The organism is Actinocrinis sp. (assembly GCF_035650855.1).
Taxonomy (GTDB): Bacteria; Actinomycetota; Actinomycetes; order Streptomycetales; family Catenulisporaceae; genus Actinocrinis.
This window is the reverse complement of record NZ_DASRGV010000378.1, coordinates 1-14,725: the sequence shown is the minus strand read 5'-3', so window position 1 is coordinate 14,725 and position 14,725 is coordinate 1. Positions and strand designations below refer to the sequence as shown.

Below are 14,725 nucleotides of genomic sequence, written 5' to 3'. Positions count from 1 at the left end.
GAACTGGTTCAGCAGGGACCGTTGTCGTTCCACGCTCCGGACGGGCCACCGGGCACCTCGTTGTAATTCCACTGGTTGGCGGTCCAGTTGTGCCCGTTGTATGAGACCTGATTACCGCTCGAGTAGGCCGTCGACGCGTTCCAGGCCGGGGCGCAACTGCCGCCGCCTCCGCCACCGCCGCCGGTCGACGAGGCGCTGGGGGTCGGGCTGGCGCTCGTCGGCGGCGGGCTCTGCGGCGGGGTCGCGCCGGCGAACTCGGCGTCGTACTTGGTGAAGTCCCAGCTGTTCTGCGGCACGCTGGAGCAGGTGCCGGAGAGCGTGCCGTTGTTGTCCGGCGGGTTGCACTGCCGGTCCCGGTTCACCGACCAGAACGAGTAACGGCCGAGGTGGTTGCTCTCCGCCCAGTTCAGCACGGTCTGGAAGTCGGACTGGTAGAAGTACTCGGCCGAGTCGGTGCGCCCGTTCATCGAGGAGATGCCCTCGTGCGCGTAGGCGGTGGCCGCGCTCCAGCCGAACGTGCCGGTCAGGATGGCGTTGAACGCCTGCAGCGCGCTGATCTGGCTGGACGCGCCGCTGAAGCCGCCGTCGAACGGCATGATCGAGTAGTCGTTCGGGGTGAAGCCCAGCGACTTGGCCTCGTTCAGCAGCTGCGTGCCGAACCAGCCGGTGCCGGCCGAGGTGCCCGGGATGGTGACCGAGATGTAGAGCCCCGAGTTGTTGCGCTGCAGGATCTGCGCGGCGCCCAGCTCGTTCGCGATCGCGCCGGAGTTCTCGTATTCGGGCTCCTCCAGGTCCAGGTCGATGGCGTGCAGGCCGTAGGCGTTGATCACCTGCTGCTCGGCCGCCGCGGTCGCGGACGCGCTGCCGCAGACCTGGCCGAGCTTGGTGCCGTTGTAGCCGCCGAAGGACACCGAGACGTCCCCGCCGGCCGCGCGCAAGGCGTTGATCTGGCTGCCGACGGCGTCGGAGGAGGAGACGGTGGAGCCGCCGCCGTCCCAGGCCGGGGCGCACGAGCTGTTGTTCTGAGCGAGCACGAACGCCAGCTCGAAGGCCTTTTCGCCGGTCGCGGCGAGCACCTGGGTGAGGTTGGGCGGGTTGTTGTCCAGCGGCATGTCGTACGGGGCGGAGGCATACCAGTTGTTCGACAGCGCGGCCGTCGCGGCCTGGGCGTTGCCGGACACGACCACGGCCAGCGCCCCCGCGCCGATCATCGCGCCCGATGCGGCCGCCGCGATGGCGGCCCGGTATCTGCGCATCACACGCTCCCTGTGCGAAGTGGGCGGATCAAGGGAAGCGAGCAGCGCTGCGCCGAACGCCGCATCTGCTGTGAAAATGGACTAGACCGGTTGCGATGTCAAGGGGCTGCGGAGGGCAATCCGGAATCGTTTCCGGATTGCCTGCCGCGGCGCTCCGGGCGGCCTCTCACCCCCGTGCAGAGAGCGCTCTCCAATTTAGTACGCAGCGTGCTATAACTGGCCGCTATGAGCGATCCGCTGCGGCCGTCCGCCACCTTGGAGGACGTGGCGCGGGTGGCGGGGCTTTCGCGCTCGACCGTCTCCCGCGTGATCAACGGCAGCCGCAACTTCGCGCCAACCGTGCGCGAGGCAGTGCGCAAGGCGATCGCGGAGACCGGATACGTGCCCAGCATCGCCGCGCGGTCCCTCGCCTCCCGGCGGGCGGGGGCGATCGCGCTGGTGTTCTCCGGCATCGGCGAGAGCACGGACGAGGGCTCCTACAACGGCGAGGTCTTCGCAGACCCCTTCTTCGGCCGGATCGCCAACGGGGTGACCCGGTTCCTGCGGCCCCGCGGCGTGCACCCGACCCTGATGTTCGCCGAGACGCCGGAAGACCGCGACCACGTCATCGCCTACCTGCGGCGCGGCAACGCCGACGGCGCCCTGCTGGTCTCCACGCACCCGAACGATCCGCTGCCGGAGCAGTTCGCGGACGCCGGACTGGCCGCGGTGCTGTTCGCCCGGCCCGCCCGGATGCTGCCGATCAGCTACGTCGACCTCGCGCACCGGGACGGCGCCGCCTTGGCCGCCGAGCACCTGCTCGCCCGCGGCTGCACGCGCGTCGCCACGATCTGCGGGCCGCTCGACGTCGCCGCCGCGCAGGACCGCCTCAACGGCTTCCGGGAGGCGATGGCGCGACGCGGCCACGGCTACGTTCCGAGCGTTGAAGGCAACTTCACGCTGGAGAGCGGCGAGCAGGCGATGAGCCGGCTGCTGGCCCAGCAACCGGACCTCGACGGGGTCTTCGCCGCCAACGACGTGATGGCGCAGGGAGCGCTGATCGCCTTGCGCGAGCACGGCCGCCGCGTACCCGAGGACGTCGCCGTGGTCGGCTTCGACGACAGCAGCGCGGCCACCTTCTGCCGCCCGACCCTCACCACGATCCGCCAGCCGGTCGAGGAGATGGCCGGCGAGATGACCCGCATCCTGCTGGAACAGATCGACCAGCCGGAGCACGCGATCACCTCGGTGATATTCGACCCGGTGCTCGTGGTGCGGCAGTCCGCCTGACCGGCCGTCGCCGCGCGAGCCGCCCGATACAAGCCACTGGATTCTCCCGCGCGCACGGGCAGGCGTGGATAGGATCGCGCGGTGGCCATCTCGCGTCGCGCCGGTTTCCTGCTCGCCGTTCTCGTCAGCGGCGGGTTGACCGCGGCCTGCGGCACATCTTCGCCCTCTGCGACGCCCGCGGGCGTGACCGCGTCGGCGAACGCGTTCGCCATACCAGGCGTCGCGCCCACAGCGAGCGCGAGCCCGACAGCCGCGCCGTCATCCGCCAAACCGTCGGCCTCGGCCGCACCCGGCTCACCGCTCGCAGCCGGCAACCCCGACGGCCACGCCGCAGTCCCGGCGGACGGTCAGCCGCTCGACACCTCGCACCCGGACCACGTCGTCGGCAACGGCGCCCCGGCGAGCTGCACCTCGGCCGCCGTCGTCGCGGCGGTCGCGGCCGGAGGCGTGATCACCTTCTCCTGCGGACCGGACCCGGTCGTGATCACGATGGCGGCGACCGCGAAGATCCGCAACGCCTCGGCGCGCGTGGTCCTGGACGGCGGCGGCAAGGTGACGCTCAGCGGCGGCGGCGCGCGCCGGATCCTCTACCTGAACACCTGCGACCAAGCGCAGGGCTGGACCACCTCGCACTGCCAGAACCAGCAGTATCCGCAGCTGACCGTGCAGAACCTCACCTTCACCGACGGCAACGCGACGGGTCTGACGGCGGACGTCACCAACGGCGGCGGAGGCGGGGCCATCTTCGACCGGGGCGGCCGGCTCAAGATCGTGCACTCCCGCTTCACCGGCAACCGCTGCGACTCCGCCGGCCCTGATCTCGGCGGCGCGGCCGTGCGCGCCCTCGAGCAGTGGCAGGGCATGCCGGTGTACGTCGTCGACAGCACCTTCGGGGGAGCGCCGGGACAGGGCGGCGTGTGCTCCAACGGCGGCGCGCTCAGCAGCATCGGCGTCTCGTGGAGCGTGCTCAACTGCGTCATGACCTACAACGACGCGATCGGCCACGGCGCGAACCCGGCCCGCAGCGGCACCCCCGGCGGAGGCAGCGGCGGCGCGATCTACACCGACGGCAACACCTACACGGTCACGATTCAGGGCTCGGTCATCGAGCACAACACCGCGAACGAGGGCGGCGGCGCGCTGTTCTACGTCAGCAACGACCGCACCGGCACGCTCTCGATCCGCGACTCGACGCTGTCCGGCAACCCCAGCAAGGGATTCTCCACCGCCGGCTACCCCGGGATCTTCTTCCTCGGCTCCGGAAAGCCCTCCGTCAGCGGCTCGACGCTGAACTGAGCGGCGAGCGACCGCACCGAGGACCTTCGCGCCTTGGCTGAGGCCGGCGAGCCGCCGCGCCGAGAGTCGGCGTCGATGATGGCGTGCAGCTGCGCGGGTGCGGCGAAGGCGCCGAGTGCGCTGTTGCCGAGGCTGGCGCGCTCGACCAGCAGGACCACACGCTCGGAGACCTCGACGGCGTGGCGACGCAGATCGGCTTCGTAGAGATCGTCGACCGTCGCGCCCGAGCGCGAGTCGAAACCGGCGCAGTCGAAGTAGGACGCGTCGAGCCGGAGGCCGGCGAGCGCGGCGGTGGCGAGGCTGCCGAGCATCGTGCCCGCCGGGCTGAGCGTTCCGCTGAGCAGGGTCACCTGTGGGGCGCGGCGCAGTTGCGAGTCCCGGTGTACATGCGGCTCGAAGAGCGATGTCGGCGCGGCGAGGATACGGGCGACAGCGAGCGAGTTGGTGACGACATGCAGCTCGCGGCGGTGCGTGTGGCCAGCAAGGCGGCGGGCGAGGTCGCGGACCAGGGGACCGCCGAACAGGCCGAGCTGCTTGACGTCGCTCGCCGCGATCGCGTCGGCCGCGGCCCGGGTTATCGCCTCGTGTTCGAGCGCTGCGACGCCGTGTGTACGGTCGGCCGGCAGCAGCGCCCCGCCTCGGGCGTTGACCGCTTCGCCCGCGTCGACGAGCGCGTGCAGGTCGCGGCGCACGGTCGCGCGGGAGACGCCGAGGCTGTTCACCAGGTCTCTGATACGCACGCCGCCGGCACGGGCCAGCTCGGCGCGGATGAGTTCGTGGCGCATCCTGGTCAGTGCGGGCGCCGCTCCCATCGTTCCCTCTCTTTCCGCGTGGGCTCGTTGCGACTGCCGGGCTAGATCAGTTGCCAGAGATGGTCCGCGGTGCCGTTGTCAGAGAACTGCACCACGTCGGCGCTGTCGGCGGTGGACATGCCGGTGACGCCGAGCAGCTTGCCGCTGTTCTTGTTCTGAACGCGCAGCCACGGGCCGCCGCCGGGCAGCAGCCGCCACAGGTGGTCGGCGGTGCCGTTGTCGTCCCACTGGGTGACCAGGGCGCTGTCCGCGGTGGACATGCCGCAGACCGCGAGGACCTTGCCGCTGTTGGCGTTCTGGATCCGGAAGTAGCCGTCCGCGTCGGGGAGGAAGACCCACAGGTGGTCGGCGGTCCCGTCGTCGGCGAACTGCTGGATCCGGGCCCCGTCCGCGGTGGACATGCCGCAGACCGCGAGGACCCTGCCACTGTTCTTGTTCTGCACCCGCACCTGGCCGTTCGGGATCAGCTGCCAGACGTGATCGAGGGTGCCGTTGTCGGTGAACTGGACCACGGCGGCGCTGTTCGCGGTCGACATGCCGGTGACGCCGAGCACTTTGCCGCTGTTGGCGTTTCGCACCCGCAGCTGCCCGTCGCCGTTGTCGATCAGGCCCCAGACGTGGTCCAGGGAGCCGCTGTCGTAGAACTGCTGGACTTGCGCGCTGTCGTCCGTCGACATGTTGTGCACGGCGAGCACCTTGGCGCTGTTCCTGTTGCGGATGCGCACGTTGCCGTCGCCGTTGTCGATCAAGGTCCAGAGGTGGTCCGCGGTGCCGTTGTCGTCGTACTGGACCACGTTGGCGCTGTCGCCGGTGGACATGCCGTCCACGCCCATCACCTTGCCGCTGTTCGCATTGCGCAGCCGGAACCAGGCGCCGGCCGAAGCCCAGGCGCTGCCGGTGGCGGCGGTCGTGGGGAAGGCGGTGACGCGCAGTCGGGCGGCGCCCATCGGGATCAGCGTGACGGTCGCGGTCGAGCCGTCATCGAGCACGGGGCTCTGTTGCAGCGTGCTGATGATGCCCTGATCGTCGGCCTGCCAGGCCGGGATCTGCTGGGCGGGCGCCGAGATCGTGAGCGGGTTGCCGCCGTGCGTGAACGGGTTCGAGGCGAGGGGAACGCCGGAGTCGGCGAGGCTCAGCGATGAGGCAGGGTTCGACGCATCGAGTGCGAGGCCGTAGTTCCAGGACGTGGTGGCGTGCACCTCGTACTGCGGGAATTCGCCGGTGCCGGCGAACTGCACGTAGTTCTCGCCGATCTGGAGCGAGTAGGCCAGCGGACCGTGGTACACGCTGACGCTCGCGTGGTTCGCACCCCAGGTGCGCACGCTGGTCTGCTGCGGCAGCCGCAGCGTGATCGTGTCGCCGTCGTGCCACAGCCGGTTGACGACCGTGAAGGCCGGTCCGGGTGGAGCGGAGACACTCTGCCCGTTCACTTTGAGCGCGGGGGCGGCGCACCAGCCGGGGACGCGCAGGTAGAGCGGGAAGGCGAGGGCGCGCGGCGCGGACAGCTTGAGCGTGATGGTCTCAGCGAACGGATAGTCCGTGCTCTCGGTGAACGTCACCGCGGTGCCCCCGGCGACCTTCGCAGCGACCGTACACGGTGCGTACATCGCCGCGCACAGGCCGTTGTCCGGGGTGGCGAGCCAGAGTTCCTCGGTGAAATAGGGCCAGCCCTGGCCGTAGTTGTGCGGGCAGCAGCGGTACTGATCGACGCCCGGCATGTACGCAAGCCGGGCGTCGGCGTACTCGTTGAACTGGCCCTCGGTAGTGTTGCCGTTGTTCAAATCGACGCTGTTCGCGCTGGTGAGATAGTGCGTGCCCTTACCCCACGGATCGAGTGCGGCCGGCAGCAGGTTGAAGGCCAGTTCCTCGCAGCGGTCCGCCCAGACCGGGTCGCCGGTGATCCGGGTCAGCGCCTCGTGGCTGGCCATGAACTCCACGATGCCGCAGGTCTCAAAGCCCTGACGCGGATCGGTGAAGCCGGTGCGGTAGTTCTCGTCCCCGGCGAAACCGCCGCCGGGGAACTGCCCGTAAATCCCCATCACCGTCGCGTAGTTCTGGTACGAGGCCTGCGTGAGCGAAGCCTGGCCGCTGCGCTGCGCGTAGAACGCGGGCTCGCAGAAGCCCTGCGCGATGTTGACGTTGTGCGGCGTCGGGATGTTGTTCACCCAGTTCTGGCCGTTGGAGTGGATCGTGTCGGTAAGGGTGAGCAGGAAGGCGTCGCCGGTCCGGTTGTAGAGCCAGAACACGCTGTCCAGCGCGTCGGCTAGGCGGTAGGAGACCCAGCTGGAGGCGAAGACGGAGCCGGGTTGCGCGGCCATGTACGAGAAGAACGAGCGCAGCGCCGGGATGATACGAGCGTCCGAGCTGTACTCCTGGAACATGCGCAGGGTCTTGATCAACGGCAGGTACGGCCAGAAGTCCGGGCCGCCGTTCAGCGAGGTGCGCAGCGCGCCCGGGCCGAAGAAGCCGTCAGGCTGCTGAGTCGCCAGGATGCCGTTGATCCAGCGTTCGGTGTCGGACAGCGCGGTCTGGTCGCCGGTGGCGTAGGCCAGATCGCTGTAGCCGCGCAGCCAGTACGGCACTTCTTCCCATCCGGCGTTGGCCGGGTTGGTCCAGCCGGTGGCCGAGTAGTCGAGGAAATGCGAGATGTCCTGGTAGCGGCCGCACAGCCCGGCGAGCTGGAGCTGAAGCTGGCCGCCGAGCCACCCGGCCGGGCGCACGCTGCCGGGCGGCAGGCGCTGGAACGCGGTCGGTTGTAAGGGTGCTGCGTTAGGTGCGTAGAGGCCGCCTGTGGCGGGGAGGGCACGGCGGTGAGAGCCGGGCGGCGGTGTGAGGTCACGTGCCGCCGCGCCAGCGGTGCCGGTCCTGCTTACGGTGGGCAAGGCGGCGGCCGACAGCGCGGCGCTCCGGACGAACCCTCGGCGTGACATGGGCACGGGACAGCTCCGGGAGAGGTCGTTTGTCAAGGTGCTGCGTCTTTGACCGGGCGATCGTGGCGCGGGACAAGCTGGAACTGGGGTGGATGGCTGAAGCGCTACATCGTTGTAACGCCCTATTGAGGCACCGTCGGAAGGGTGCGTCAAGGCTCTCATCGCCCGATCACGGAAACTTGGCGCGCATTTTGAGCGGGGCCCGATGTAAGGAACCTTTTCTGGTTTCGGATAGTCGCAGCTAGCAGCCGGAATTACCGGCTTCGACGCCGTCTCGGGAGGCGCGGGGTCTTGCGTTCCGGAAACGCTTGCGGTACAGACCAATCTGTGATGGAAACTCATCGCCGCAGCACCGGGCGCTGCGCTGCTGACGCGTCCCGGCGGGAGCCGAGGCGCGGACTCGCCTTGCGGCCGCGCCCAGACTGCCTCCGTGTACTGACGAAAACGGACGTGCTTCTACGGCGCGCAGCGGTCCGCGTGTCTCGTTTCGGTCTCGTTTTCCCGGTCGCGCCGGTTCCGCAACAGCGGACCGGTTGACAGGTCCAGACCTCCATGCCTCAATGATGCGCGTTACATCGTTAGAACGACCTTGAATCCGTGGCCCGCCGGACGGCCGCCGCCTCGCCACGGACTTTCTCCCACGCCCACCACCTGCATCGACGAGGATGTGATCGGCGTATGACCGCCCTTGCGCGAGGCAAGGCCGTCCCGGCCGCCGCGTTGGCCGCGCTGTCCCTGACCCTGGGCCTGACCGCGACCGCGTGCACCAATTCCGGCAGCTCAGGCGGCTCGAGCACCGCCGCGGCCGCCAACAACACCGCGGCCGCGCAACAGGTGGCCAACCCCACCTCCAGCGCCGGCCCCGCCTGCACCTATCAGACTTACGGCGGCGGCGTGCCGCAGCTGAACATCGCGGACGGCAAGACCGTCGTCGGCTTCTCCCAGTCCGAGTCCACCAGCAACCCGTTCCGCGCCACCGAGACCAAGAGCATCGAGGAGCAGGCCAAGTCGCTCGGCGTCAAGCTGATCGAGCGCAACGCCAACGCGGACGTCAACGCGCAGAACTCGCAGATCCAGGACATGATCGCGCAGGGCGCGCAGGTCCTCATCGTGGCCCCGGAGAACTCCGCCGGACTGGGCCCGGCGCTGGCCGCGGCCAAGGCGAAGAAGATCCCGGTGCTCACCATCGACCGCACCGTCACCGGCACCGCCTGCTCCGACTTCATCGCCTTCATCGGCTCGAACTTCTACGGGCAGGCCCAGATCGCCGCGGACGACCTGGCCCAGGCGACGGGCAGCAGCGCGAAGGTCGCGATCCTCTCCGGCACCCCGGGCAACAACGTCTCCACGGACCGCACCAACGGCTTCACCGACCAGCTCAAGGCTAAGCACCCGAGCATGACGGTCGTCGCGTCGCAGACCGCGAACTTCGACGAGACCGACGGCCAGAAGGTGATGGAGCAGCTGCTCCAGGCCCATCCGGAGATCAACGCCGTGTACGCGGAGAACGACGAGATGGCGCTCGGCGCGATCCAGGCGATCACCGCGGCCGGCAAGACGCCGGGCAAGGACGTCAAGATCGTCTCGATCGACGGCATCCAGCAGGCCGTGCAGGACGTGGCCGGCGGCAAGATCTTCGCCGACATCGAGACCAACCCGCGCTTCGGCCCGCTGGCCTTCCAGTCCCTGCAGAACTTCTACGGCTCCGCCGGCGTGCAGCAGAAGGTGATCATCAAGGACAACCACTTCACCAGCGCCAACGCCCAGTCGGCGCTCAGCGGCGGCTTGGTGTACTGAGCGGCATGTCGGCTACACAGCTACCGGAACCGGGCGTGGACCCCTCCGTACTCGAGGCCGATGACCTGGCCAAGAGCTTCGCCGGGGTCCACGCCCTGCGCGGGGTGGATCTCGCCCTGCGCGCGGGCGAGGTGCACGCGCTGGTCGGCGAGAACGGCGCGGGCAAGTCGACCCTGATCAAGGTGATCACCGGCGTATACCGTCCCGACGCCGGGACCGTGCGGCTCGCGGGGCGGGAGCGCTCGTTCCGCACCCCGCTGGAGGCGCAGGCCGCGGGCATCTCAACGATCTACCAAGAAGTCAACCTGGTGCCGCTGATGTCCGTGGCCCGCAACCTCTACCTCGGCCGCGAACCGCGCCGCCTCGGCCTGGTCGACCTGCGGGCCATGCACCGCGGCGCCGCCGAGACCCTGGAGCGCTACGGCGTGCGGGTCGATGTCGCCCGGCCGCTGCGCACCCTCGGCCTCGGCGCGCAGCAGATGGTCGCGATCGCGCGCGCCGTGCAGACCGAGGCGCGCGTGGTCATCATGGACGAGCCGACCTCCTCGCTGGAGACCCGGGAGGTGAGCACGCTCTTCTCGGTCATCAGGACCCTGCGCGAGCAGGGCATCGCAGTGGTCTTCGTCAGTCACCGGCTGGACGAGCTGTACGAGATCTGCGACCGGGTGACCGTCATGCGCGACGGCAGCGTGGTGCACACCGGCGAGCTCGCCGGCCTCGGCAGGCTCGAGCTGATCTCGCTGATGCTCGGCCGCGAACTGTCCACGGTGCGCGCGGGGGGAGCGACCGCGTTCAACACGGCGACGCACGCGGCCAGCGCCGACAGCCGTCCCGCCCTGCGCGCCGAGAACCTGGACATGCGCCACCGGCTGCACGGCGTCAGCCTCGACGTGCACGCGGGCGAGGTCGTCGGGCTCGGCGGACTGCTCGGCGCGGGCCGCAGCGAGACCGCGAAGGCCATCATCGGCGCGCTGCCCACCGACGGCGGCAGCGTGCAGGTGGACGGCAAGCGGCTGCACCGGCGCAACCCGGCCGCCGCGATGCGGGCCGGCGTGGTCATGCTCGCCGAGGACCGCAAGGCCGAGGGCATCATCCCGAGCCTGTCGGTGCGCGAGAACATCGTGCTGGCGGCGCTGCCGCGCATGGCGCGCGCCGGAGTGCTGTCCGCCGAGAAGCAGGACGCCGTGGTCAAGCTGTTCATGGACCGCTTGCGGATCAAGGCTTCCGGCCCGCACCAGCGGGTCAGCGACCTGTCCGGCGGCAACCAGCAGAAGGTGCTGCTGGCCCGCTGGCTGTGTATGAACCCGAAGGTGCTGCTGCTCGACGAGCCGACCCGCGGCATCGACGTCGGCGCGAAGGCCGAGGTGCAGGCGCTCATCGACGAGCTGGCCCGCGAGGGGCTCGCCGTGCTGCTGATCTCCTCCGAGCTCGAGGAGCTGATCGAGGGCTCGGACCGGGTCGTGGTGCTCAAGGACGGCTCGGTGGTCGGCCACCTGGACGGCGACGAGGTCACCGAGGAACGGCTGCTGCACGCGCTGGCGGCAGCGCCGGGCGATCCGGCACGCGGCGATCAGGGTGCTGATTCAGCCTCTGGTGCGGGCACGGGCGGACCGATCGCCGCCGAGACCGCTGCGGCCGCGGACTCCCGCGATGAGGAGCAGAAGCGATGAGTTCCACCACCTGGTCTCCGACCGCCGTCGGCCGCGACCGGCTGCTGCGCCGGCTGCAGGACTACGGAGTGTACGGGGCCTTAGTCGTCCTGCTGATCGTGGCGGTCGCGCTCAACAGCGGCTTCATGTCCGCGAGCAACTGGCGGGTCCAGCTCTTCCAGCTCAGCCCCACCCTCCTCGTCGCGCTCGGCATGGCGCTGGTCATCGGCACGGAGGGCATCGACCTGTCGGTCGGCGCGGTGATCGCGCTCGCCGCGGCCGTCGTCCCGCTGTACATCGGCTATGGCGCCTGGCCGGCGCTCGGCATCGCGCTGCTGCTCGGCGCCGCGTCCGGAAGCCTCGGCGGGTCGATGGTCGCCTTCGCGGGAGTGCAGCCGATCGTCGCCACCCTCGCGCTGATGATCGGCCTGCGCGGCCTCGCCGAGCTGATGAACGGCGACGCGGCCAAGCCGGTGGTTGACAGCACCCTGCTGGGGCTCGGCGAGAACAGCGCCCTCGGCGTTCCGGTGATGGCGTGGATCGCGCTGGCCGCCGCCGTGATCACGGGCCTGGTCATGCGGCTGACCACGTTCGGCAGGCAGCTGGTGGCGATCGGAGATAACAGGCCCGCCAGTCGGTTGGCCGGGCTGCCGGTCCGCAGGGTGCTGATCACCGTGTACGTGATCTCCGGCGTCCTGTCCGCGCTCGCCGGCGCGCTGATCGTCGGGCACGGCGCCGAGGCCGACCCGGCGAACCAGGGCTTGAACATGGAGCTGAACGCGATCACCGCGGTCGTCGTCGGCGGAACCCCGCTGACCGGCGGGCGGGTGCGCGTGCTCGGTACCGTGGCCGGCGCGCTGTTCATGCAGCTCATCACCGCCGTGCTGACCCAGCACAACGTGCACACCTCGTACACCCAGATCGTGGAGGCGGCCATCATCTGCTTCGCCGTCTACGCCTCCCGGGAGCGAGGAACCCGATGAGCAGCAGCACCCTGAATCGCACGCTGCCGCCGGGGCCCGCGGCCGGTCCGGCCGCCGAGCCGCAGCAGGCGCCGACCCTGCGCGAACGGATCTCCTACCAGGTGCAGCGGCGCGGCGCGCTCGCCGTGCTGGTGCTGGTCGCCGCCCTCGCCTCCGGCCTCTCGCCGACCTTTCCCACCTGGTCGAACATCAGCAGCATCCTGGGGAACAACGCCTTCGTCTGGCTGCTGGCGCTCGCGATGACCTTCGTGATCACCACCGGCGGCATCGACCTGTCGGTCGGCTCGCTGTACGCGCTCGGCGGAGTGCTCGCCGCGCGCGGTGCGCAGACCGGATCCTGGCTGGCCATCCTGCTACCGGTCACGGTGTGCGCGGCCTGGGGCGCCGTCCAAGGCCTCCTCGTCGCCAGGGCCCGGATGGCGCCGTTCATCGTCACCCTCGCCGGGTTGCTCGGGGCGCGCGGGCTGCTGCAGGCGATCACGAATGAGGGTTCGACCACCTATCTGGTGCCGCAGGGCTCGTGGTTTCGCGACCTGGGTCAGGGCACGTGGACACCGGTGCTGATCGTCGCAGCCCTCTTCGTTGTCGGCTGGCTGCTGCTGGAACGCACCGGCTTCGGCGCCTCGCTGACCGCGATCGGCGGCAACGAGAACGCGGCCAGGCTGCTCGGCCTGCCGGTGGACCGGGCTAAGGTGCTGGTCTACCTGCTCTCCGGCACGCTGGCCGGCGTCGCCGGGGCGCTGGGCGGATCGCGGCTCGGTTCCGGCGTCACCACGATCGGCGTCGGCTACGAGCTGACCGCGATCGCCGCGGTCGTGATCGGCGGCACGCTGCTGAGCGGCGGTTTCGGCTCCATCGGCGGCACGGTGTGCGGCGTGCTGCTGCTCGCGGTGATCCACAACCTGATCGACCATTACTTCTCGCAGTACGGCTCCGCGTTCACCGACGCGGTCAACGGCGGCTTCCTCGCGGTGGTCGTGCTACTGCAGACCGCGCTCAGCCGGGCGCGCCGGCTCGGCTGAGCGCGCCCGCGCGGCTGGGTGACCGGCCGAAGCGGGCTCGCCGCGCGCGAGGGCGCGCGAGGCGGCGCAACTTGCACCCGTGATCCGGGCGGGCGGCCGCCGTCAGCTGCGGCGACTGCTCTCCCGTACCACGAGCCGGTACCCCGGCTGGATCAGCCGGCACGGCTCGCCGTAACCTTCGTTGATCCGGTAGAGCAAGGTGCCGACCGCCGCCTCGGCGATCTTGGTCTTGTCCGGGGCGATCGTGGTCAGCGACGGGATCGAGTACTCCGCCTCCTCCACGTCGTCGAAGCCGACCAGCGCGATGTCCTGCGGCACCCGCAGCCCGGCCTCGTGGATCGCCCGCATCGCGCCGAGCGCCATCAGGTCGTTGAAGCAGAACACCGCGTCGGGCAGGTCCGGCAGCTTGAGCAGCTTGCGCATGGCCGCTGCGCCGTCCGGCCGGAAGTAGGAGCGCACAGGAGGGAAGAGGGCTTGCTCGACCGGCAGTCCCGCGCCGCGCAGCGCCTCGGTGTAGCCGAGCAGCCGCTGCTGCGCGGTGGCGCGCGGGGCCGGGTCCTGCCAGCCGATCGCGCCGATGCGCCGGTGGCCCTGGTCGATCAGGTGTTGCGTCGCGTCGCGCGCGGCCGAGACGTTGTCGATGTGGATGTGGTCGCACACCAGCCCGTAGTCGGCCTCGCCGAGCAGCACCAGCGGGATCTGCCGGTCGCGCGAGGCCAGCTCGTTCTGGTCGAGGCCGAGCGGGCTGAGGATCACCCCGTCGATCATCGGGTCGCCGAGCCCGGAGGCGATGCGCAGCTCGGCGCCCGGGTCGCCGGCGGTGTCGTCCATCAGGACCGTGCAGCCGTGCCGCCGCGCGCTGGCGATCACCTCGACCGCGAGCTCGGCGAAGTAGGGGTTCGGCATCTCGGGGAAGGCGAGCGTCAGCACGCCGCTGCGGCCGGTGCGCAGCCGGCGGGCCATCAGGTTCGGGTGGTAGCCGAGCGCGTCGATGGCCTGCTGCACCCGCTGCCGCGTCTCGTCGGCGACCCGCGCGGTGCCGTTGACCACGTTCGAGACGGTCTTCACGGAGACCCCGGCGGCCTGGGCGACGTCGCGCAGGCGTGCCGCGCCGGCTCGTGTGGTCATGCGCTCCCCGGTCACGACCGGTCCGTCCATGCCCTCATCCGCCCTGCGCTCCATCCGATCGGTCTCCGCGAGGAGTGTCACACACCCGCCGCGGCGCACGCCGTCAGCCGGCCCATTACAACGTTAGAATCACTGAACTGCAGAGTACCGGGTTTCCCGCCCGCCGCGCCGGGATTCCGCCGAGAACCGCCGACCCGATCAGGAGTAATCCGTCCGTGACTTCCTCTCCCGCCACCTCCGCCCCCGTTCGCGACCTGTTCGGCACGCTGCCGGACGGCCGCTCGGTCGACCGCTGGACATTCACGGACGCCACCGGTGTGACCGCCTCGGTGCTGACCTACGGCGCCGTGATCCAGGCACTGAACGTGCCCGGTCCCGGCGGGGCGGACGAAGACGGCGGTGCGGCCAACGTCGTGCTCGGGTACGACAAGCTCGCCGACTACGTGGAGAGCAGCTACTACTTCGGCTGCGTCGTAGGCCGGTTCGCGAACCGTATCGCCGGCGGGCGCTTCGTGCTCGACGGACGCGAATACCGTCTGCCGATCAACGACGGCGACCGGCCGAACGCGCTGCACGGCGGCCC

At 70.3% G+C, this 14,725-nt stretch carries 11 protein-coding genes; 7 read left to right on the top strand and 4 right to left on the bottom strand.

Features of this window, described 5'->3' with window-relative positions:
* Positions 1-8 precede the first annotated feature (8 nt).
* Positions 9-1,256, bottom strand: coding sequence for a chitinase (locus VFB40_RS26540; RefSeq protein ID WP_324855398.1), 1,248 nt, complete (start codon positions 1,254-1,256; stop codon positions 9-11).
* A gap of 225 nt (positions 1,257-1,481) precedes the next feature.
* Here VFB40_RS26540 and VFB40_RS26535 point away from each other — a divergent pair, with 225 nt between their 5' ends.
* Positions 1,482-2,525, top strand: a complete 1,044-nt coding sequence (locus VFB40_RS26535; RefSeq protein WP_324855396.1) for a LacI family DNA-binding transcriptional regulator — start codon at positions 1,482-1,484, stop codon at positions 2,523-2,525.
* A gap of 87 nt (positions 2,526-2,612) precedes the next feature.
* Entirely contained in the window at positions 2,613-3,821 is a 1,209-nt protein-coding gene (locus VFB40_RS26530) for a hypothetical protein (RefSeq protein ID WP_349261644.1), read from the top strand.
* Here the strand turns inward: VFB40_RS26530 and VFB40_RS26525 are convergent.
* Positions 3,758-4,633, bottom strand: coding sequence for a DeoR family transcriptional regulator (locus tag VFB40_RS26525; protein WP_324855392.1), 876 nt, complete (start codon positions 4,631-4,633; stop codon positions 3,758-3,760). The two genes, VFB40_RS26530 and VFB40_RS26525, sit on opposite strands and share 64 nt — an antisense overlap.
* A 41-nt stretch (positions 4,634-4,674) precedes the next feature.
* The gene (locus VFB40_RS26520; RefSeq protein WP_349261642.1) at positions 4,675-7,569 is read right to left on the bottom strand and encodes an RICIN domain-containing protein; all 2,895 of its coding nucleotides are present in this window, start codon (positions 7,567-7,569) and stop codon (positions 4,675-4,677) included.
* Between the two features lie 672 nt (positions 7,570-8,241).
* Between VFB40_RS26520 and VFB40_RS26515 the strand changes: the two genes are divergently transcribed.
* From VFB40_RS26515 to VFB40_RS26500, 4 genes are read left to right on the top strand one after another with little or no spacing between them, the layout of a single operon-like run.
* Positions 8,242-9,360, top strand: coding sequence for an ABC transporter substrate-binding protein (locus VFB40_RS26515; protein ID WP_324855389.1), 1,119 nt, complete (start codon positions 8,242-8,244; stop codon positions 9,358-9,360).
* Between the two features lie 5 nt (positions 9,361-9,365).
* Positions 9,366-11,030, top strand: coding sequence for a sugar ABC transporter ATP-binding protein (locus VFB40_RS26510; RefSeq protein WP_324855387.1), 1,665 nt, complete (start codon positions 9,366-9,368; stop codon positions 11,028-11,030).
* Complete coding sequence (locus VFB40_RS26505) at positions 11,027-11,992, top strand: ABC transporter permease (protein ID WP_324855385.1); 966 nt, start codon at positions 11,027-11,029, stop codon at positions 11,990-11,992. Before VFB40_RS26510 ends, VFB40_RS26505 begins: the two co-directional genes overlap by 4 nt.
* Positions 11,989-13,014 (top strand): ABC transporter permease, encoded by a 1,026-nt coding sequence (locus tag VFB40_RS26500; protein ID WP_324855383.1) that lies wholly within the window; start codon positions 11,989-11,991, stop codon positions 13,012-13,014. The genes VFB40_RS26505 and VFB40_RS26500 overlap by 4 nt, the downstream gene beginning before the upstream one ends.
* Before the next feature lie 102 nt (positions 13,015-13,116).
* Here the strand turns inward: VFB40_RS26500 and VFB40_RS26495 are convergent, their stop codons facing one another.
* Positions 13,117-14,142: a LacI family DNA-binding transcriptional regulator gene (locus VFB40_RS26495; protein WP_349261643.1), complete on the bottom strand. Its 1,026-nt coding sequence runs from the start codon at positions 14,140-14,142 to the stop codon at positions 13,117-13,119.
* Positions 14,143-14,357: 215 nt separating this feature from the next.
* Here VFB40_RS26495 and VFB40_RS26490 point away from each other — a divergent pair.
* Positions 14,358-14,725: aldose epimerase family protein (locus tag VFB40_RS26490; protein ID WP_527249215.1), on the top strand; the 368-nt coding region annotated here is incomplete at its 3' end.